This is a genomic window from Streptomyces sp. TLI_171 (genome assembly GCF_003610255.1).
Classification (GTDB): Bacteria; Actinomycetota; Actinomycetes; order Streptomycetales; family Streptomycetaceae; genus Kitasatospora.
Window position 1 is genome coordinate 5,305,353 of the sequence record NZ_RAPS01000001.1, and the last position, 21,097, is coordinate 5,326,449.

Below are 21,097 nucleotides of genomic sequence, written 5' to 3' on the forward strand. Positions count from 1 at the left end.
GGAAAACTGACATGACGCTGCGCGTCGCCGTGATCGGCGCCAACGGCCGGATCGGCTCCGAGGCCGTCAAGGCCGTGGAGGCCGCCGACGGCCTGGAACTCGTCGCCACCCTCGGGCGCGGCTCCGCACTCACCGAGTTGACCGACGCCCGGGTGGACGTCGCCGTCGAACTCACCCACCCCGACTCGGTGATGGGCAACCTCGACTACTGCCTGAGCAACGGCGTCCACGTGGTCACCGGCACCACCGGCTGGACCGAGGAACGCCTGGAGACGGTGCGCGGCCTGCTCGCCGAGGCCCCCGAGCTGGGGCTGCTGATCGCCCCGAACTTCTCCATCGGCGCGATCCTCGGCATGAAGTTCTCGCAGCTCGCGGCGCAGTACTTCGAGTCCGTCGAGGTGGTCGAGCTCCACCACGACCGCAAGGCCGACGCCCCCTCGGGCACCGCCACCCGCACCGCCCAGCTGATCGCCGCCGCCCGGGCCGAGGCCGGTCTGCCCCCGCAGCAGGACCCCACCACGCACAGCCTGCCCGGCGCCCGCGGCGCCGACGTGGACGGCGTGCCCGTGCACGCGGTGCGGCTGCGCGGCCTGCTCGCCCACCAGCAGGTGATGTTCGGCGACACCGGCGAGACCCTGACGATCCGTCACGACTCGATGCACCACAGCAGCTTCATGCCCGGCATCCTGCTCGGCGTGCGGAAGATCGCCGACCACCCGGGCCTGACCTTCGGCCTGGAACACTTCCTGGACCTGTGACATGACTTCTCGCACCGGTTTCTTCGCGCTCTCCGGCGTCCTGCTGCTGGTCTCGCTGATCTGCGTGCTGGAGGGCGTCCAGCTGATCGCCACCGGCAAGCCGCTCGGCATCGGCATCGGCGTCTGCGCCTTCGTCATCCCGCTGATCGGCGTCTGGTTCCTCCGCCAGACCGTCCGCTTCGGCCGGGACAGCGAGCGGCTCGGCCGCGAACTGGAGGCCGAGGGCGGCCTGCCCGTCGACGAGCTGAAGCGCACCGGCGGCGGCCGGATCGACCGGGCCTCCGCCGACGCGGTCTTCGCCCGCCGCAAGGCCGAGGCCGAGGCCGACCCCGCCGACTGGCGGAACTACTTCCGGCTGGCCGTCGCCTACGCCGACGCCGGCGACGTGCCGCGCGCCCGGAAGGCCATGCAGCACGCCATCAAGCTGCACGATGCCGGGGCTCCAGCCGCCCGACCGTAGACTGACCCGTACTCTCCCCAGACCTCCAGGACGTTTTCCATGCGCGCTGTCGAACCCCAGGTCCACCTCATCGCCCGCCCCGAGCTCGACTACGACGAGGTTGCCGCCTACCTGCAGGACGTCGGCGGCGAGAGCTGGCTGGAGCGGGTCGACCGGGGCGACCTCGACGACGCCCAGAACCTCGCCGAGTTCGCCGGCCGGATCTGCTACCGCTCCTGGAAGCCCGGCCTCAACCCGAACGTCACCAAGGTCCGCACCGACCAGGACGTCTACCTGAAGAACATCCTGGCCAGCGCGCACGGCTCGGTACTGGAGCACGTCTCCTTCACCTTCGTCCTGCACAACGTCAGCCGGGTGGTCACCCACGAGCTGGTCCGGCACCGGGCCGGCGTCGCGGTCTCGCAGGAGTCGCTGCGCTTCGTCCGCCTCGACGACATCCCGTTCTGGTTCCCCGAGTGGGCCCAGCAGGACGAGGAGCTGATGAGCCGGGCCACCAGCCTGATGAAGGAGATCGAAGGGTTCCAGCACTGGATGGCCGACCACTTCGGGCTGGACGAGGAAGGCGTGAAGTTCCACGAGAAGAAGGAGAAGACCTCCTTCATGCGCCGCTTCGCCCCCGAGGGCCTGGCCACCGGCCTGGTGTGGACCGCCAACGTGCGCACCCTGCGGCACGTCATCGAGAACCGCACCGCGCCGGGCGCCGAGGAGGAGATCCGGCTGCTGTTCGGCAAGATCGGCGAGCTGATGGTCAAGGAGGCCCCGTCGCTGTTCGGCGACTACACCGTCGAGGACGGCGCCTGGGTTCCGGGCTGGCGCAAGGTCTGACGGCCCGTCACCGACCGCCCTCACCCGTGCGGCCTTCCGCCGGAGGCCCTCGATCGCCCGCTGACCTGCGTCGACGGGCAGATGGGCGGACTGTCCGGCATGTCTGGATTGCGGCTTTCTCGGCCGCTCCATACGCTCAGGACACGGATTCCGGTGCTGCGTGAACCCCCGAGCGCGCAGCACCGGAATCCCATGTCCGGCCCCGGTCCCGGCGGTCCGAACTGTCCAAACCCTGGACCTGCGTCGCTGCCCACCACCGCCCTACGAGTAGCTTTGGACCCATGGCTCCGACCTCCACACCGCAGACGCCCTTCGGCCGGGTCCTGACCGCGATGGTCACCCCGTTCACCCCCGAAGGCGCGCTCGACCTCGACGGCGCCCAGCGCCTCGCCGCCCACCTGGTGGACTCCGGCAACGACGGCCTGGTGCTCAACGGCACCACCGGTGAGTCGCCCACCACCACCGACGCGGAGAAGGCCGAGCTGGTCCGGGCCGTGGTCGAGGCGGTCGGAGACCGCGCCCACGTCATCAGCGGCGTCGGCACCAACGACACCCACCACAGCGTCGAACTGGCCCGCCAGGCCAAGGCAGCCGGCGCCCACGGCCTGCTCGCCGTCACCCCGTACTACAGCAAGCCCCCGCAGGAGGGCCTGTACCGGCACACCGTCGCCATCGCCGACGCGACCGACCTGCCGGTCATGCTGTACGACATCCCCGGCCGGTCCGGCGTCGCGCTCGAACTCGACACCCTGGTCCGCCTCGGCGAGCACCCGCGGATCGTCGCCAACAAGGACGCCAAGGGCGACGTCGCCGCGGCCGCCTGGGCGATCGCCCGCTCCGACCTCGCCTGGTACTCCGGCGACGACATCCTGACCCTGCCGCTGCTCTCGGTCGGAGCCGTGGGCGTGGTCAGCGTGGTCGGCCACGTCGTCGCCGCCGAGCTGCGCACCATGATCGAGGCCTTCACCGGCGGCGACACCGCCAAGGCGCTGGCCGTCCACCAGTCCCTGCTGCCGGTCTTCGCCGGAATGTTCCGCACCCAGGGAGTGATCCTCTCCAAGGCTGCGTTGAACCTGCAGGGACACCCGGCGGGCCCGCTCCGCCTGCCGCTGATCTCCGCCACGGACACGGAGATCGCCCGGTTGAGGGAGGATCTCGCCGCCGGCGGGGTACACCTGTAACCAACAACAGACGTGCGCGTCCCCGGCTCGCCGGACCCGACCGGGTCCGCCGCTGGACCGGGACCGAAGGCGCGCGGCACATCGGCAGTCAGGTAACCACGATGGACGCTCGCCATATGCCACCGGGGGAGGAACCCTCCGGGCATGTGGCGTGCGTCGTGAGGAGAGTCTTTTGAGCCACCCGCACCCCGAACTCGGCGCGCCCCCCGCACTCAAGGAAGGCGCCCTCCGCATCACCCCGCTCGGCGGCCTCGGTGAGATCGGCCGCAACATGACGGTCCTCGAGCACGGCGACCGGATCCTGATCATCGACTGCGGCGTGCTCTTCCCCGAGGACGAGCAGCCCGGCGTCGACCTGATCCTCCCGGACTTCACCTACATCCGGGACCGCCTCGACAAGGTCGACGGCATCGTCCTGACCCACGGCCACGAGGACCACATCGGCGCCGTCCCGTACCTCCTGCGGGAGAACCCAGACATCCCGCTGATCGGCTCGAAGCTCACCCTCGCCCTGATCGAGGCCAAGCTCGCCGAACACCGGATCCGCCCGTACGTGCTGGAGGTCGCCGAGGGCGACCGCGAGCGGATCGGCCCCTTCGACTGCCAGTTCATCGCAGTCAACCACTCCATCCCGGACGCCCTCGCGGTCGCCGTCCGCACCCCCGCCGGCATGGTCGTCGCCACCGGTGACTTCAAGATGGACCAGCTCCCGCTGGACGGCCGGCTCACCGACCTGCCCGCCTTCGCCAAGCTGGCCGAGGAAGGCATGGACCTGCTGCTGGTGGACTCCACCAACGCCGAGGTCCCCGGCTTCATCCCGCACGAGCGCGACATCTCCGCGGCCCTGCGCAACGTCTTCGCCAACGCGGACAAGCGCATCATCGTGGCCTCCTTCGCCAGCCACGTGCACCGCATCCAGCAGGTCCTGGACGCCGCGCACGAGTACAAGCGCAAGGTCGCTTTCGTCGGCCGCTCGATGGTCCGCAACATGGGCATCGCCCGCGACCTCGGCTACCTGAAGGTCCCCGGCAACCTGGTCGTCGACGTCAAGACCCTCGACGACCTCCCCGACAAGGAGGTGGTGCTGATCTGCACCGGCTCCCAGGGCGAGCCGATGGCCGCGCTGTCCCGGATGGCCAACCGCGACCACCAGATCCGCATCGTCGAGGGCGACACCGTGGTCCTCGCCTCCTCGCTGATCCCCGGCAACGAGAACGCCGTCTACCGCGTCATCAACGGCCTCACCCGCTGGGGCGCCAAGGTCGTCCACAAGGGCAACGCCAAGGTGCACGTCTCCGGTCACGCCTCGGCCGGCGAACTCCTGTACTTCTTCAACATCTGCAAGCCCAGGAACCTGATGCCGGTCCACGGCGAATGGCGTCACCTGCGCGCCGCCGCCGACCTCGGCATCGCCACCGGCATCCCGCGCAACCGCGTGGTCATCGCCGAGGACGGCGTCTGCGTCGACCTCGAAAAGGGCGTCGCCCGGATCGCCGGCAAGGTCCAGGCCGGCTACGTCTACGTGGACGGCTCCTCGGTCGGCGACATCACCGAGGCCTCGCTCAAGGACCGCCGGATCCTCGGCGAAGAGGGCTTCATCTCGGTCTTCGTGGTGGTCGACTCCACCAACGGCAAGATCGTCAGCGGCCCGACCATCCAGGCCCGCGGCTCCGGCATCGAGGACGGCGCCTTCGGCTCCGTCGCCGCCAAGCTGGAGGAAGCCCTGACCCGCTCCGCCGGTGAGGGCGTCCTGGAGGTCCGCCAGGTCCAGCAGCTGGTCCGCCGGATCGTCGGCAAGTGGGTGGCGGACAACTACCGCCGCCGCCCGATGATCCTCCCGGTCGTCGTCGAGGTCTGACCCACGACCTGATTTGACCTGGGGCAGCCCGGTGCGTAGTGTTCTCCGGGTTGCCCCACGGTCGTGCGGCTTCGCTCCTTGATTCGAATTACCTCGGATCGGAGCGGGGAAAACAGGCCGAAAAACTCTGGTAGAGTTCGGGAGCGCCGAAAGGCAAAAGCAAATCGGATCGAAACTCCGGAAAACGGAGCGGAAAACGTCTGATAAGCTGGAAACACGAAAGAACGAAGCGCCCGGAGGGTCCGCAGGAATGCGGCTCGAAGGAAGCGTCCGTTCCTTGAGAACTCAACAGCGTGCCAAAAGTCAACGCCAGATATGTTGACATCCCCGGCCTCGGACTTGTTTCGGGGTTGGAGATTCCTTTTGAAGTAAAACACTAGCGAGGACGCAGTGCGCAGGGCCGCCTTATTCCGGTGGTTGCTGTGCCGCTCCCCGTGGAGACATTCACGGAGAGTTTGATCCTGGCTCAGGACGAACGCTGGCGGCGTGCTTAACACATGCAAGTCGAACGGTGAAGCCCTTCGGGGTGGATCAGTGGCGAACGGGTGAGTAACACGTGGGGAATCTGCCCTGAACTCTGGGACAAGCCTTGGAAACGAGGTCTAATACCGGATACGACCTTCTCCTGCATGGGGGTTGGTGGAAAGCTCCGGCGGTTCAGGATGATCCCGCGGCCTATCAGCTTGTTGGTGGGGTAATGGCCTACCAAGGCGACGACGGGTAGCCGGCCTGAGAGGGCGACCGGCCACACTGGGACTGAGACACGGCCCAGACTCCTACGGGAGGCAGCAGTGGGGAATATTGCACAATGGGCGAAAGCCTGATGCAGCGACGCCGCGTGAGGGATGACGGCCTTCGGGTTGTAAACCTCTTTCAGCAGGGAAGAAGCGCAAGTGACGGTACCTGCAGAAGAAGCACCGGCTAACTACGTGCCAGCAGCCGCGGTAATACGTAGGGTGCGAGCGTTGTCCGGAATTATTGGGCGTAAAGAGCTCGTAGGCGGCCTGTCGCGTCGGATGTGAAAGCCCGGGGCTTAACCCCGGGTCTGCATTCGATACGGGCAGGCTGGAGTGTGGTAGGGGAGATCGGAATTCCTGGTGTAGCGGTGAAATGCGCAGATATCAGGAGGAACACCGGTGGCGAAGGCGGATCTCTGGGCCATTACTGACGCTGAGGAGCGAAAGCGTGGGGAGCGAACAGGATTAGATACCCTGGTAGTCCACGCCGTAAACGTTGGGAACTAGGTGTTGGCGACATTCCACGTCGTCGGTGCCGCAGCTAACGCATTAAGTTCCCCGCCTGGGGAGTACGGCCGCAAGGCTAAAACTCAAAGGAATTGACGGGGGCCCGCACAAGCAGCGGAGCATGTGGCTTAATTCGACGCAACGCGAAGAACCTTACCAAGGCTTGACATACGCCGGAAACGTCTAGAGATAGGCGCCCCCTTGTGGTCGGTGTACAGGTGGTGCATGGTTGTCGTCAGCTCGTGTCGTGAGATGTTGGGTTAAGTCCCGCAACGAGCGCAACCCTTGTTCTGTGTTGCCAGCGAGTAATGTCGGGGACTCACAGGAGACTGCCGGGGTCAACTCGGAGGAAGGTGGGGACGACGTCAAATCATCATGCCCCTTATGTCTTGGGCTGCACACGTGCTACAATGGCCGGTACAAAGGGCTGCGATGCCGTGAGGCGGAGCGAATCCCAAAAAGCCGGTCTCAGTTCGGATTGGGGTCTGCAACTCGACCCCATGAAGTTGGAGTTGCTAGTAATCGCAGATCAGCATGCTGCGGTGAATACGTTCCCGGGCCTTGTACACACCGCCCGTCACGTCACGAAAGTCGGTAACACCCGAAGCCGGTGGCCTAACCCGTAAGGGGAGGAGCCGTCGAAGGTGGGACCAGCGATTGGGACGAAGTCGTAACAAGGTAGCCGTACCGGAAGGTGCGGCTGGATCACCTCCTTTCTAAGGAGCACATGGCAGCTTCGGGCGAATGTCCTGGAGTGCTAGCTCATGGGTGGAACGTTGACTATTCGGCACACACGGTATGGACCTGCCAGTACTGCTTCGGCGTGGAAAACAGGTACCGCTTGGTGTGTCGGGCACGTTGTTGGGTCCTGAGGGAACGAGTCTTCGTTGTCTCAGTGGTCGCCGGTCTCATGCGAGGCATCCTGGTTCGGGGTGTTGAGTTTGGGTGTCTGGTCGTTGTTTGAGAACTGCACAGTGGACGCGAGCATCTGTGGCCAAGTTTTTAAGGGCGCACGGTGGATGCCTTGGCACCAGGAACCGATGAAGGACGTGGGAGGCCGCGATAGGCCCCGGGGAGCTGTCAACCGAGCTTTGATCCGGGGGTGTCCGAATGGGGAAACCCGGCAGTCGTCATGGGCTGTCACCCATACCTGAACACATAGGGTATGTGGAGGGAACGCGGGGAAGTGAAACATCTCAGTACCCGCAGGAAGAGAAAACAACCGTGATTCCGGGAGTAGTGGCGAGCGAAACCGGATGAGGCTAAACCGTCATGGTGTGAGACCCGGCAGGGGTTGCCGTGACGGGGTCGTGGGAGTGAGCTTGATCGGTCTGCCGGCCGGTCGGCGAGTCAGAAACCGTATGGGTAGTCGAAGGACATGCGAAAGGTCCGGCGTAGAGGGTAAGACCCCCGTAGACGAAATCTGTACGGCTTGCTTGCTCATTTCCCAAGTAGCACGGGGCCCGAGAAATCCCGTGTGAATCTGGCGGGACCACCCGCTAAGCCTAAATATTCCCTGGTGACCGATAGCGGATAGTACCGTGAGGGAATGGTGAAAAGTACCGCGGGAGCGGAGTGAAATAGTACCTGAAACCGTGCGCCTACAAGCCGTGGGGGCAGTCTTCGGACTGTGACTGCGTGCCTTTTGAAGAATGAGCCTGCGAGTTTGCGGTGTGTAGCGAGGTTAACCCGTGTGGGGTAGCCGTAGCGAAAGCGAGTCTGAATAGGGCGCCCATAGTTGCATGCCCAAGACCCGAAGCGGAGTGATCTAGCCATGGGCAGGTTGAAGCGCGGGTAAGACCGTGTGGAGGACCGAACCCACCAGGGTTGAAAACCTGGGGGATGACCTGTGGTTAGGGGTGAAAGGCCAATCAAACTCCGTGATAGCTGGTTCTCCCCGAAATGCATTTAGGTGCAGCGTCGCGTGTTTCTTGCCGGAGGTAGAGCACTGGATAGGCGATGGGCCTTACCGGGTTACTGACCTTAGCCAAACTCCGAATGCCGGTAAGTGAGAGCGCGGCAGTGAGACTGTGGGGGATAAGCTCCATGGTCGAGAGGGAAACAGCCCAGAACACCGACTAAGGTCCCTAAGCGTGTGCTAAGTGGGAAAGGATGTGGAGTCGCAGAGACAACCAGGAGGTTGGCTTAGAAGCAGCCACCCTTGAAAGAGTGCGTAATAGCTCACTGGTCAAGTGATTCCGCGCCGACAATGTAGCGGGGCTCAAGCACATCACCGAAGTCGTGTCATTGCAGCAATACTCCCAACGGAGGCTGTGATGGGTAGGGGAGCGTCGTGTGCCGGGTGAAGCAGCCGAGGAATCGAGTTGTGGACGGTTCACGAGTGAGAATGCAGGCATGAGTAGCGATACAAGAGTGGGAAACTCTTGCGCCGATTGACCAAGGGTTCCTGGGTCAAGCTGATCTGCCCAGGGTAAGTCGGGACCTAAGGCGAGGCCGACAGGCGTAGTCGATGGACAACGGGTTGATATTCCCGTACCCGCTTTGAAGCGCCAACGTCGAACCAGGTGATGCTAAGGCCGTGAAGCCGGCCCGGAGTCTTCGGACAAAGGGACGTGGTGGAGCCGCCGACCCAAGCCTGTAGTAGGTGAGCGATGGGGTGACGCAGGAAGGTAGTCCAGCCCGGGCGGTGGTAGTCCCGGGGTAAGGGTGTAGGCCGTGGGGTAGGCAAATCCGCCTCACATTAAGGCTGAGACCTGATGCCGAGCCGATTGTGGTGAAGTGGATGATCCTATGCTGTCGAGAAAAGCCTCTAGCGAGTTTCATGGCGGCCCGTACCCCAAACCGACTCAGGTGGTCAGGTAGAGAATACCGAGGCGTTCGGGTGAACTGTGGTTAAGGAACTCGGCAAAATGCCCCCGTAACTTCGGGAGAAGGGGGGCCATTGCTGGTGAGGGGACTTGCTCCCTGAGCTGGTGGTGGCCGCAGAGACCAGCGAGAAGCGACTGTTTACTAAAAACACAGGTCCGTGCGAAGCCGTAAGGCGATGTATACGGACTGACGCCTGCCCGGTGCTGGAACGTTAAGGGGACCGGTTAGTCACGATTCGTCGTGGCGAAGCTGAGAACTTAAGCGCCAGTAAACGGCGGTGGTAACTATAACCATCCTAAGGTAGCGAAATTCCTTGTCGGGTAAGTTCCGACCTGCACGAATGGCGTAACGACTTCTCGACTGTCTCAACCACAGGCCCGGTGAAATTGCATTACGAGTAAAGATGCTCGTTTCGCGCAGCAGGACGGAAAGACCCCGGGACCTTTACTATAGCTTGATATTGGTGTTCGGTTCGGCTTGTGTAGGATAGGTGGGAGACTTTGAAGCCGTGACGCCAGTCATGGTGGAGTCGACGTTGAAATACCACTCTGGTCGTGCTGGATGTCTAACCTGGGTCCGTGATCCGGATCAGGGACAGTGTCTGGTGGGTAGTTTAACTGGGGCGGTTGCCTCCTAAAGGGTAACGGAGGCGCCCAAAGGTTCCCTCAGCCTGGTTGGCAATCAGGTGTTGAGTGTAAGTGCACAAGGGAGCTTGACTGTGAGACTGACGGGTCGAGCAGGTACGAAAGTAGGGACTAGTGATCCGGCGGTGGCTTGTGGAAGCGCCGTCGCTCAACGGATAAAAGGTACCCCGGGGATAACAGGCTGATCTTCCCCAAGAGTCCATATCGACGGGATGGTTTGGCACCTCGATGTCGGCTCGTCGCATCCTGGGGCTGGAGTAGGTCCCAAGGGTTGGGCTGTTCGCCCATTAAAGCGGTACGCGAGCTGGGTTTAGAACGTCGTGAGACAGTTCGGTCCCTATCCGCTGTGCGCGTAGGAGTGTTGAGAAGGGCTGTCCCTAGTACGAGAGGACCGGGACGGACGAACCTCTGGTGTGCCAGTTGTCCTGCCAAGGGCATGGCTGGTTGGCTACGTTCGGGAGGGATAACCGCTGAAAGCATCTAAGCGGGAAGCCTGCTTCGAGATGAGCACTCCCACCTCCTTGAGAGGGTAAGGCTCCCAGTAGACGACTGGGTTGATAGGCCGGATATGGAAGCCCTGTAAGGGGTGGAGTTGACCGGTACTAATAGGCCGAGGGCTTGTCCTCAGTTGCTCGCGTCCACTGTGTTGTTCTGAAACAACGACCCACTTTTCCGGTGGATAGTTTCATAGTGTTTCGGTGGTCATAGCGTGAGGGAAACGCCCGGTTACATTCCGAACCCGGAAGCTAAGCCTCATAGCGCCGATGGTACTGCAGGGGGGACCCTGTGGGAGAGTAGGACGCCGCCGAACAATCATTCAGAGGAAGCCCCTCACCTGAAAAAGGTGGGGGGCTTCTTCGCGTTGGGGGGTGGCACCGTATAGCCTTCGCCAATGCAGAACCTGACGTTGACGTGGCAGACCTCGGTCGGTGCCTCCGCGGTGCTGTACGGTGCGGCGTTCACCGTCAGGCGGCTGGGCGGCCGGCGCGCCGAGGGGGAGGTGCGGCGGCGTCGGGCGGGGACGGTGGCGGACGTGCTGCGGGAGGCCGGGACGCTGCTGGCGCTGTTCGCGTTGTGGCAGGTGGTGGGGCACCTGTCGGTGATGGGGACGGGGCACGCGCTGGAGCGGGCCGAGTGGATCCACCGGACGGAGCTGGACTTCGGGCTGCCGGACGAGGCGTCCTGGCAGCGGGCGGTGGTGGGGCATCCGTGGCTGGTGCAGGCGGCGAACTACTACTACGCGACGATGCACTTCGGCGTGATGCTGGTGGTGCTGCTGTGGCTGTTCCTGCGGCATCGGAAGCGGTACGCGTGGGTGCGGACCACGGTGGTCGCGACCACTGCGGTGTGTCTGCTGATCCAGTTCGTTCCGGTGGCGCCGCCCCGGATGCTGCCGGGGAACGGGTTCGTCGACCTGGCGGCGGAGTACGGGCAGTCGGTTTACGGGGACGGCGTGGCGGGAGTGGTGGCCGACCAGCTGTCGGCGATGCCCTCGGTGCACGTGGCGTGGTGCGTGATCACGGCGGTGGCGGTGATCGGCGTGGCGCGCGGGCCGTGGCGCTGGCTGGTGGTGGTGCACCCGGTGGTGACGGTGTGGGTCGTCGTGGTGACGGCGAACCACTTCTGGGCGGACGGCCTGGTGGCGGTGGCGATCCTGCTGACGGTGTACCTGGTGCAGTACGCCGTGACGGGGTGGCGGCGGTCGGAGGGCGAGGCGGCGCCGGCCGTGGCCCGGCCGAAGGAGCGGGAGCACAGCTCGGTGGAGGGCTGAGCAGGCGCCCGGGTCAGCCGGGTTGGGCGGTGAGCAGGGCGTCGGCCAGGGCGGTGCGGTAGAAGCGCGCGGCGGGGCCGGAGCGGGCGCGGGCGACCAGGCGGGCGTCGAGCAGGACGGTGAGGTGGTCGCCGACGGCGGCGGGGCTGAGGCCGGTCAGGGTGGCCAACTGGGCGGTGTCGCGCGGGCGGTCGAGGCCGGCCAGGAGTTCGGCGCGGGCGCTGCCGAGGAGGCGGCCGAGGCTGGTGGGCGGGGTCCGCGGGGTGGGGACGGGCGCGGCGCAGGTCGGGTAGACCACGGCGAGGCGGGAGGCGGCGTCGTCCGGGGCGAGCCAGCCGAGGCGGGCGCTGGTGGGGACGAACAGGAGCCGGACGTCCGGGGGTTGGGCTGCGGGCAGCTCGGGGGCGGTGAGTTGCAGGCGGCCGCCGGCGAGCCAGCGGTGGTGCGGGCCGAGCCGGGGGAGCGCGACGGGCCAGCCGTGGGTCTCGGCGCGGGCGCGGCGGGCGGTGATGTCGGCGCGCAGGGTGCGCAGCCGGGCGGGCCACTCGGGGCGGACGACGTGCTGCCAGGTCCAGTCGAGGAGATCGGCGGGGGCGGCGGGGATCCCGGTGAGGTCGAGGCGGTGCGGGTCCGGTGCGGGGGCGGGTGGCGGCAGGTGCAGGTCGGCGGGCCAGCGTTCGGGCCGGCGGGCGGTCAGCCAGGCTTCGAGTCGGGGCGCGGCTTCGAGGTGGGCGCGGAATGCGGGCTGGTGGGTGGCGAGCCAGCTGCGGCGCCAGGGTTCGGGGCGGATCTCGGCGAGAATGCCGAGCGCGGCGGCCGTCTCCGCCACGGGGGAGACGGCGAAACGGCATGCGGTGAGGGACTCCGTGCCCAGCAGCCAATGACCCATGCGTTGCCTCCGACCGCAGACAGTAGCAACCGGGGGTGAACGGGTCAGGCGATTGCGCGATCGACCACGGGCGGGTAGCGGTCGGGACGGGCCGGAGCCCGGGCGCCGTGGGGGTGGCGTCCGGGCTCCGGTGTGTTCGGGTGGTGCGTGCGGCGCTTACTTGACCGGGAGTGCCACCCGGCCCCAGCGTCCGTCGGTGAGGGTGGCGGTGGCCCAGTACCAGGCGGCCAGGCCGGCGAGGGCGGCCACCCAGCCGCCGATCTTGCCCAAGCCGGACGACTCGCCGAGGACGCCGATGGCGCTGAGCACCAGGGAGACCGTCAGCAGGCCGTAGACCGCGCGGGCGAGCCAACCGGCACCCCAGGAGGCGGCGGTGAGGGTGAGCGCCAGCAGCGCCCACAGCAGCAGGAACAGGCCCGCGGTGTTCTTTCCGGCCGGGCCGGCGGCGGCCCAGGTCGCCCAGAAGGCGCCGAGGGCGGTGAACGCGGTGCCGCTGAAGCGGTCGCCGCCGCGGAACTGCCAGAGGCCGGCGATGAACAGCGTCACACCGCCGACCAGGTGGGCCAGCGAGGACGCGCCGCCGGCGGAGGTGCCACTGAGGACACCGGTGCCGAGCAGGCCGTACGCCAGCAGCGTGAGACCGAGGGCCAGATAACCGAGCGGACCCGCGTCAGCGGATCGGGCATTCGCCCCGGAGGCTTCGTTGCTCACCGGAGGCTCCTTTCACTCTGCGCCAGGGCATGGCGAGATCACGGTGAAAAGTGGGTGTGCGGAGGTGGTGCCGGGTGCCGGGTCGTGGGCGCACCGAAGAAGGGTGCGGCGGCTGCGGCGAGATGAGAGAACCGGCGGCAGAGCCGCTGGTCGATGCCCCTCCGGGGTGGAAGCCCCCGGTGCTTACGGTGTACCCGGCTCCTGCGCTTTGTACCCTTGTGAATCACACAGAATGAGCAAGTGTGAGCAAACCGTGACTAGTTCTGGCGCTGGGTCGGGATGCGGAGCGTCAGGATCGCCATGTCGTCGGACGGCGGCTCGGGCGCGAAGCGCTCCACCGCGCGGTGCACCCGGGCGGCGACCGCTCCCGCGGTCAGGCCGGCGCAGCCGGTGAGCACCTCGACCAGGCCTTCGTCGCCGAGCATCCGCCGGCCCTCCCGGCGTTCGGTCACGCCGTCGGTGACGCAGAGCAGCACCTCGCCCGGGGCGAGCACCAACTCCTCGGCGGTGAGGTCGAGTTCGTCCATCACTCCGAGCAGCGGCTGCGGCGAGGCGGCCTGGTCGACCTGCCCGTCGGTGCGCAGTCGCAGCGGCAGCGGGTGACCGGCGCAGACCAGCGAGAGCGCGGTCGAGCCGTCCGCCCGGGGCGTCAGTTCGCCGTACAGCAGGGTGAGGAAGCGGGCCCGGCTGCCCTCGTCCAGGATGGCGGCGTTCAGGCGGGTGAGGACCTGAGGGGCCGTCAGGCCCTCGCGGGCCAGCAGGCGCAGCGAGTTGCGGGCCAGTCCGGTGACGGAGGCGGCCTCGGGGCCGGTGCCGCAGACGTCGCCGATGGCGAAGCCGTAGGTGCCCTCGCGGATCGGGAACAGGTCGTAGAAGTCGCCGCCGACCTCGTTGCCCTCGCCGGCGGCCTGGTAGAACACCTCCACCTCGACGCCCGGGATCTTCGGCAACTCCGGCGGCAGCAGCGCCCGTTGGAAGGCCTGGGAGATGGCGGTGCGCTCGGAGTAGAGGCGCGAGTTGTCGAGCGCCAGGGCGGCCCGGCGGGACAGGTCCTCGCCGAGCTCCAGGATCTCCTGGCGGAACCGGACGCCGTGCCGGGTGCCGAGCACCAGCAGGCCGATGACCCGGTTGCGGGCGGACAGCGGCATGACGACCGTCTCGCCGAGGTCGGAGCCCGCGGAGTGGCCGAGCGCGCGGGCGGTCTCGGCGGGGGCCGTCCAGGGGCGGGCGCCGGGGCTGGGCACCGCCTCGGGGGCGGGGGACTTGTCGAGCAGCGCCCGCAGCGAGTCGATCCGGTCCTCGTCCTCGTGCAGCACGAAGGCCAGTTCGGCGCCGGCGGCGTCGGCGGTGGTGTAGACGGCGCACCAGGAGGCCAGCGTGGGGACCGCCATCTGGGCCATCAGGGCCAGCGTCTGCTCGTGCTCCAGGGTGCCGGCCAGCAGGTCGGACGCCTCCACCAGGAAGGACAGCGAGCCGCGCCGCAGGCGTTCCAACTCGCCGAGGCGGGCGCTCTCCAGGGCCAGCGCGATCCGGTCGGCGGCGAACTGCAGGCGCAGCGCGTCCTCGTTGTCGTAGCGGCCGGGCGCGGCGGCGGCCACGCCGAGCGAGCCGGTCAGCCGGCCCTCGACCTTCAGCGGGACGGTGATCAGCGAGCGCAGGTCGGTGCCGTCCAGCAGGGGGGCGGCGCCGGTCGGGCGGACCGCGAGGTCCTCGTGGACCGCGGGCAGCCTGGCGGAGTCGAAGCGGCCCGCGCCGGCGTCGATCGGCAGCCGGGCGAAGCGGCGGGCCGGGCCGGCCAGGCCGGTGGCGGCGCGCAGTTCGAACTCGGTCTCGTCCTCGCTGGTGAGCAGCAGGTAGGAGGCATCGGCGTCGAGCAGGTCGCGGGCGCGTTCGACGATCCGCTGCAGCAGGCTGGACAGGTCGTCGGGGGAGACCGGGCCGACCAGCAGGTCCAGCGGTTCGACGGCGGTGGTGGCGGTCTCGGTGGAGGTGCCGGGGGAGCGCAGCACGGCCCGGTCGGACTCGCGGACCAGCAGGCAGAGCACCATCGGGGAGCCCTCGCTGTCGCGCAGCCGGACGTGCGTGCCGTACACCTCGCGCCGGGCGCCGTCGCCGGTGCGGACCGCGTAGCTGCCCTCCCAGCGGGCCAGGCGCAGGGTGTCGCCGAGGCCGAGGCCGGGGGTCTGCGGCCAGAGCGCGAGTTCGGCCCAGGGGCGGCCGAAGACGGCGTCCGCGGGCCGGTGGAAGAGCGTTTCGGCGTCCGCGTTCCAGTGCCGGATCCGGCCGTGGTCGTCGAGCTGCACCACCGCGACCCGCACCGGGCCGTCGGTGGCGGGGAGTTCGCCGCCGGGCAGGCTGGGCAGCGCGTACCGGGTACCGGGCTGCTGGTCGGGGAGCGCGAGGCGGAACCAGACGGTCTTCCGGCCGGCCGCGTACTCCACGCCCCAACTGCTGGACAGCGCCGAGCACATCAGCAGGCCGCGGCCGCCCTCGCCGTCGGGGTCGGCGTACCGGTCCGAGTTCAACGTCACATTCGCGAAGGACGGCAGGCCGCGCTCCGGGTGCCGGTCGGTGACCTCGATCCGGACCGTCTCGTCCTCGCGCAGGCAGGCCACCTCGGCGGCCGTCCCGGCGTGCACCACGGCGTTGGTGACCAGTTCGCTGACCAGCACCACGGCGTCGTCCACCACCTCGGGCAGGTCCCACCCGAGCAGGGCGTCCCGGACGAACCCGCGGGCTGCGGCGGCCGACCGGTCGACCGGTTCGAAGGTGGCGGCTGCGCGCGCGGTGACCACGGCCACGTCTCCTCTGCTCTGGTCTGCGTCCTGGTTGCCCGTACCGGTGCTGGGCGGGGTGCCTCGTCCCCGGTGCGGCCCTCCACCCTACTTTCCGGTTGGTACCCCGCGGGGCCGGGCCGGGAAAACGGGCCCCTGGGGGTGATTTCCTTCACCTCTTTCGCCGCTCGATCGGAAAACCCTCCGCAACCGGTCCGACACCGGGTGCCCGTGCTGTCACACTGGGGGGTCCGCGTGCCGACTTCCGCCGCAGTACGGTCGAAGGGACGGCGCGGAAGCGGCAAGGCCGGACGCCGGTCCTTCCGCCGCGGTTGAACAAGTCAGGACCTGGGAGGGCCCCGTTGAGTTCGGCGACCAAGGACGTGTCCGGTACGACGACGACCGCTGTGCGCGGCTCCCGGCCGGCGCCGCCCTCGCGGGCCGGCGGGCGGCGCTCGGGCCCCGGGCGCGGCGCGGAGCCCGCGGAGCTGCGCAAGCTGCTGACCGCGCTGACCGCGATGCGCGACGGCAACTTCCGCCGCCGGCTGACCTTTCCCGGCGACGGCCTGCTGGCCGAGATCGCCGCGGTGTTCAACGAGGTCGCCGAGCGGAACCAGCACCTCACCGGTGAACTGGCGCGGGTGCGGCGGGCGGTCGGCCGGGAGGGCCGGCTGTCCGAGCGGCTGGAGACGGGCGTCGGCGAGGGCGCCTGGATGGCGGCCGTCGACAACTGCAACGCGCTGATCGACGACCTGGCGCGGCCGATGGCCGAGGTGGGCCGGGTGCTGGGCTCGATCGCCGAGGGCGACCTGACCCAGACCATGGAACTGCGCTCGATCCACACCACGGGGGCGAGCTACCCGCTGCGCGGCGAGTTCCTGAAGGTCGGCCGGACGGTGAACGGCCTGGTCGACCAGCTCAGCGAGTTCACCGACGAGGTGACCCGGGTGGCGATCGAGGTCGGCACCGAGGGCAAGCTCGGCGGGCAGGCCCGGGTGCGGTCGGTCTCCGGCTCCTGGAAGGACCTGTCGGACTCGGTCAACACCATGGCGGGCCGGCTGACCGCGCAGGTCCGCAACATCGCGGAGGTGACCACCGCGGTGGCCCGCGGCGACCTGTCCCGCAAGGTCACCGTCGACGTCGACGGCGAGATGCTGGAGCTGAAGAACACCGTCAACACGATGGTGGACCAGCTGAACTCCTTCGCCGCGCAGGTCACCACGGTGGCCCGCGACGTGGGCACCGAGGGCCGGCTGGGCGGTCAGGCGCAGGTGTCGGGCGTGGCCGGCGTGTGGCGCGACCTCACCGACTCGGTGAACTTCATGGCCGCCAACCTGACCGCGCAGGTCCGCAACATCGCCGAGGTGACCACCGCGGTCGCCAAGGGCGACCTGTCGCGCAAGATCGAGGTCGACGCCCGCGGCGAGATCCTGGAGCTGAAGAACACCATCAACACGATGGTCGACCAGCTCTCCGGGTTCGCCGAGCAGGTGACCCGGGTGGCGCGCGCGGTCGGCACCGAGGGCATCCTCGGCGGTCAGGCGCAGGTGCCGGGCGTGGCCGGCGTCTGGAAGGACCTGACCGAGAACGTCAACTCGATGGCCAACAACCTGACGTCGCAGGTCCGCGGCATCGCTCAGGTCACCACCGCGGTCGCCAAGGGCGACCTGTCGCAGAAGATCCAGGTCGACGCCCGCGGCGAGATCCTGGAGCTGAAGAACACCATCAACACCATGGTCGACCAGCTGTCCTCGTTCGCGGACGAGGTCACCCGGGTCGCCCGGGACGTCGGCACCGAGGGCATCCTCGGCGGCCAGGCCAGCGTGCCCGGGGTGTCCGGCACCTGGAAGGACCTCACCAACTCGGTGAACCTGATGGCCAACAACCTGACCAGCCAGGTGCGTTCGATCGCCGAGGTGACCACCGCGGTGGCCCGCGGCGACGTCTCCAAGAAGATCACCGTCGACGCCAAGGGCGAGATCCGCGAACTCGTCACCACCGTCAACACCATGGTCGAGCAGCTGTCCGCGTTCGCCGACGAGGTCACCCGCGTCGCCCGCGAGGTCGGCACCGACGGCATCCTGGGCGGTCAGGCCCGGGTCTCCGGCGTCTCCGGCATCTGGCGCGACCTGACCGACAACGTGAACCTGATGGCGTCCAACCTGACCTCGCAGGTCCGGAACATCGCCGAGGTGGCCTCCGCGGTGGCCCGCGGCGACCTGTCGAAGAAGATCGCCATCGACGCGGCCGGCGAGGTCGCGGCGCTCGCCGACACCCTGAACACCATGGTCGACCAGCTGTCCGCGTTCGCCGTCGAGGTGACCCGAGTGGCCCGCGAGGTCGGCACCGACGGCATCCTGGGCGGCCAGGCCGGCGTGCCGGGCGTGGCCGGCATCTGGAAGGACCTGACCGAGAACGTCAACCTGATGGCCAACAACCTCACCGGCCAGGTCCGCAACATCGCGCTCGTGATCACCGCGGTGGCCCGCGGCGACCTCTCGCAGAAGATCGACGTGGACGCCCGCGGCGAGATCCTGGAGCTCAAGACCAGCATCAACACCATGGTCGACCAGCTCTCCGCGTTCGCCGACGAGGTGACCCGAGTCGCCCGCGAGGTGGGCACCGACGGCCGGCTCGGCGGCCAGGCCCGGGTGCCCGGCGTGGCCGGCACCTGGCAGGACCTCACCGAGTCGGTGAACGAGCTGGCCAACAACCTGACCCGCCAGGTCCGCGCGATCGCCCAGGTCGCCACCGCCGTCACCAGGGGCGACCTGTCGCCCCGGATCAACGTGGACGCGTCCGGCGAGCTCGACGAGCTCAAGGACAACATCAACCAGATGATCGCCAACCTGCGCGAGACCACCAGGACCAACAAGGAACAGGACTGGCTGAAGTCCAACCTGGCCCGGATGTCCGGTCTGCTGCAGGGTCGCCGCGACCTGTCCGCGGTGGCCTCGCTGATCATGAGCGAGCTCACCCCGGTGGTCTCGGCCCAGCACGGCGCCTTCTTCCTCGCCCAACCGGCCGGCCGCACTGCGGAGTTGGTCACCGAGGACGACGACGAGAACGACATCGTGCTGCGCCTGATCGGCTCCTACGGCTACCACCGGCGGACCATGCCGACCACCTTCCGCCTCGGCGAGGGCCTGATCGGTCAGGCCGCCGTGGAGAAGCGGGCGATCGTGCTGAAGGAGACCCCGCCCGGGTACCTGAAGATCTCCTCCGGCCTCGGCGAGTCCTCTCCGGCGCACGTGGTGGTGATGCCGGTGCTGTTCGAGGGCCGGCTGCTGGGCGTGATCGAACTGGCCACCTTCTCCAGCTTCACCACCGTCGCGCTGGACTTCCTGAACCAGATCGCCGACCAGATCGGCGTCACCGTCAACACCATCTCGGTCAACACCAAGACCGAGGGTCTGCTGCTGGAATCGCAACGACTGACCGCCGAACTCTCGATGCGATCGGCCGAGTTGGAGGCGCGCCAGGAGGAACTGGAGCGCACCAACGAGGAGTTGCAGGAGAAGGCCGAGCAACTCGCCCAGCAGAACCGCGACATCGAGATCAAGAACAGCGAGATCGAGGAGGCCCGGCAGATCCTCGAGGAGCGCGCCGAACAGCTCGCGCTGGCCTCCCGGTACAAGAGCGAGTTCCTCGCCAACATGTCGCACGAGCTGCGCACCCCGCTCAACTCGCTGCTGATCCTGGCCAAGCTGCTCTCCGACAACAATGAGGGCAACCTGTCCGCCAAGCAGGTCGAGTTCGCCGAAACGATCCACGGCGCGGGCAGCGACCTGCTGCAACTGATCAACGACATCCTCGACCTGTCCAAGGTGGAGGCCGGCAAGATGGACGTCCGCCCGGCGCGGATCGCTCTGGTGCAGCTGGTCGACTACGTGGAGGCCGCGTTCCGGCCGCTCACCGCCGAGAAGAACCTGGACTTCGCGGTCCGGGTCTCGCCGGACCTGCCGGTCACCCTGCACACCGACGAGCAGCGCCTCCAGCAGGTGCTGCGCAACCTGCTCTCCAACGCGGTCAAGTTCACCGACGCCGGCGCGGTCGAGCTGATGATCCGCCCGGTGGCCGGCGCCGAGATCCCGCAGCACGTGCGCGAGCAACTGCTGGAGTCCGGCACCATGGCCGACCCCGACCAGCCGCTGATCGCCTTCTCGGTGTCCGACACCGGCATCGGCATCCCCGGCAACAAACTCCGGGAGATCTTCGAGGCGTTCAAGCAGGCCGACGGCGGCACCAGCCGCAAGTACGGCGGCACCGGCCTCGGCCTCTCCATCAGCCGGGAGATCGCCCGCCTGCTCGGCGGCGAGATCCACGTGGAGAGCGAACTGAGCCGCGGCTCCACCTTCACCCTCTACCTGCCGCTGCGCAGCGAGGGCCCCGAGCCGGTGACCCTGGAGCGCGCGGGCGCCCCGCGCGCCCTCGAAGCGCCCCGGACGCCCGCCGAGCAGTGGACCCAGGAGGCCCGCGGCCTGGTCGAGGAGCGCCGCCGCTCGACCGTCGAGCGCCGCCGCACCCCCCGCCCCGAGGACACCCCCCGCCAGGGGGCCGGCCCCGCCTGGCCGGCGGCGGGCAAGGAGGGCGAGACCGTTCCGCGCCAGGGCGACTCCGCCCGGGCGAACGGCGCCCCGATCCGCTTCGACGGCGAGCGGGTGCTGATCGTCGACGACGACATCCGCAACGTGTTCGCGCTGACCAGCGTGCTGGAGCAGTACGGCCTGACCGTGCTGTACGCCGAGAACGGCCGCGAGGGCATCGAGATGCTGGAGCAGCACGAGGACGTCGCCCTGGTGCTGATGGACATCATGATGCCGGAGCTGGACGGCTACGCGACCACCGAGCAGATCCGCAGGATGCCCCGGTTCTCCGGGCTGCCGATCATCGCGCTGACCGCCAAGGCGATGAAGGGCGACCGGGAGAAGAGCCTGCAGGCCGGCGCCACCGACCACATCACCAAGCCGGTGGAGACCGACCACCTGCTGGCGGTGATGCGCCAGCACCTCCCCGTCGGGTAACCGCCGCCCGCGGGGGCCCGCCCGGCTGGCCCCCGCGCCCGGGAACCCGGTAGGGTCACCCGTCGTTGCCAACAGTGACCGGACGGTGACGGCCGGCACCGGGCCTGTGGCAGGCAAGGGGGTACGGCT

10 protein-coding genes and 3 rRNA genes are annotated in these 21,097 nt (G+C 68.0%); 10 read left to right on the forward strand and 3 right to left on the reverse strand.

The annotated features are described in order from the left end of the window. The first annotated feature begins 11 nt into the window (after positions 1-11). The 9 genes from dapB (at position 12) to BX266_RS40920 (ending at position 11,570) form a co-directional block, all read left to right on the forward strand. The gene (gene dapB / locus BX266_RS24075) at positions 12-758 is read left to right on the forward strand and encodes a 4-hydroxy-tetrahydrodipicolinate reductase (protein ID WP_099903016.1); all 747 of its coding nucleotides are present in this window, start codon (positions 12-14) and stop codon (positions 756-758) included. 1 nt (position 759) lies between these two features. Continuing rightward, positions 760-1,218, forward strand: a complete 459-nt coding sequence (locus BX266_RS24080; protein ID WP_099903017.1) for a tetratricopeptide repeat protein — start codon at positions 760-762, stop codon at positions 1,216-1,218. Between the two features lie 39 nt (positions 1,219-1,257). After that, the gene (gene thyX / locus BX266_RS24085; RefSeq protein WP_099903019.1) at positions 1,258-2,043 is read left to right on the forward strand and encodes an FAD-dependent thymidylate synthase; all 786 of its coding nucleotides are present in this window, start codon (positions 1,258-1,260) and stop codon (positions 2,041-2,043) included. Between the two features lie 281 nt (positions 2,044-2,324). Continuing rightward, on the forward strand, positions 2,325-3,224 hold the full coding sequence (dapA, locus tag BX266_RS24090) for a 4-hydroxy-tetrahydrodipicolinate synthase (protein ID WP_099903020.1): 900 nt from the start codon (positions 2,325-2,327) through the stop codon (positions 3,222-3,224). Between the two features lie 172 nt (positions 3,225-3,396). Then, positions 3,397-5,082, forward strand: a complete 1,686-nt coding sequence (locus BX266_RS24095; protein WP_099903022.1) for a ribonuclease J — start codon at positions 3,397-3,399, stop codon at positions 5,080-5,082. 443 nt (positions 5,083-5,525) lie between these two features. After that, a 16S ribosomal RNA gene (locus BX266_RS24105) occupies positions 5,526-7,042 on the forward strand. A gap of 276 nt (positions 7,043-7,318) precedes the next feature. After that, a 23S ribosomal RNA gene (locus BX266_RS24110) occupies positions 7,319-10,425 on the forward strand. 68 nt (positions 10,426-10,493) lie between these two features. Continuing rightward, positions 10,494-10,610, forward strand: a 5S ribosomal RNA gene (rrf, locus tag BX266_RS24115). Together the 16S, 23S and 5S rRNA genes form the textbook arrangement of a ribosomal RNA operon. An 81-nt stretch (positions 10,611-10,691) precedes the next feature. Next, a complete protein-coding gene (locus BX266_RS40920; RefSeq protein WP_099903025.1) occupies positions 10,692-11,570 on the forward strand; it encodes a phosphatase PAP2 family protein in 879 nt (292 codons plus the stop codon). 13 nt (positions 11,571-11,583) lie between these two features. Here BX266_RS40920 and BX266_RS24125 read toward each other — a convergent pair whose 3' ends face one another. From BX266_RS24125 to BX266_RS24135, 3 genes are all read right to left on the reverse strand, one after another. Continuing rightward, complete coding sequence (locus BX266_RS24125) at positions 11,584-12,459, reverse strand: ArsR family transcriptional regulator (RefSeq protein ID WP_099903026.1); 876 nt, start codon at positions 12,457-12,459, stop codon at positions 11,584-11,586. 156 nt (positions 12,460-12,615) lie between these two features. Further along, positions 12,616-13,170 carry an acetate uptake transporter gene (locus BX266_RS24130; RefSeq protein WP_099903028.1) on the reverse strand — a complete coding sequence of 185 codons (555 nt, stop codon included), beginning with the start codon at positions 13,168-13,170 and terminating at the stop codon, positions 12,616-12,618. 257 nt (positions 13,171-13,427) lie between these two features. Then, entirely contained in the window at positions 13,428-15,965 is a 2,538-nt protein-coding gene (locus BX266_RS24135) for a SpoIIE family protein phosphatase (RefSeq protein ID WP_099908234.1), read from the reverse strand. A 497-nt stretch (positions 15,966-16,462) separates the two neighbouring features. Here BX266_RS24135 and BX266_RS24140 point away from each other — a divergent pair, with 497 nt between their 5' ends. Then, positions 16,463-20,968 carry a HAMP domain-containing protein gene (locus tag BX266_RS24140; protein WP_099908236.1) on the forward strand — a complete coding sequence of 1,502 codons (4,506 nt, stop codon included), beginning with the start codon at positions 16,463-16,465 and terminating at the stop codon, positions 20,966-20,968. Positions 20,969-21,097: the final 129 nt, after the last annotated feature.

Coding starts and splice junctions, on each gene's coding strand:
- dapB (WP_099903016.1), top strand. CDS start 12: ATGACGCTGCGCGTCGCCGTGATCGGCGCCAACGGCCGGATCGGCTCC.
- dapA (WP_099903020.1), top strand. CDS start 2,325: ATGGCTCCGACCTCCACACCGCAGACGCCCTTCGGCCGGGTCCTGACC.
- thyX (WP_099903019.1), top strand. CDS start 1,258: ATGCGCGCTGTCGAACCCCAGGTCCACCTCATCGCCCGCCCCGAGCTC.
- BX266_RS24125 (WP_099903026.1), bottom strand. CDS start 12,459: ATGGGTCATTGGCTGCTGGGCACGGAGTCCCTCACCGCATGCCGTTTC.
- BX266_RS40920 (WP_099903025.1), top strand. CDS start 10,692: ATGCAGAACCTGACGTTGACGTGGCAGACCTCGGTCGGTGCCTCCGCG.
- BX266_RS24140 (WP_099908236.1), top strand. CDS start 16,463: ATGCGCGACGGCAACTTCCGCCGCCGGCTGACCTTTCCCGGCGACGGC.
- BX266_RS24080 (WP_099903017.1), top strand. CDS start 760: ATGACTTCTCGCACCGGTTTCTTCGCGCTCTCCGGCGTCCTGCTGCTG.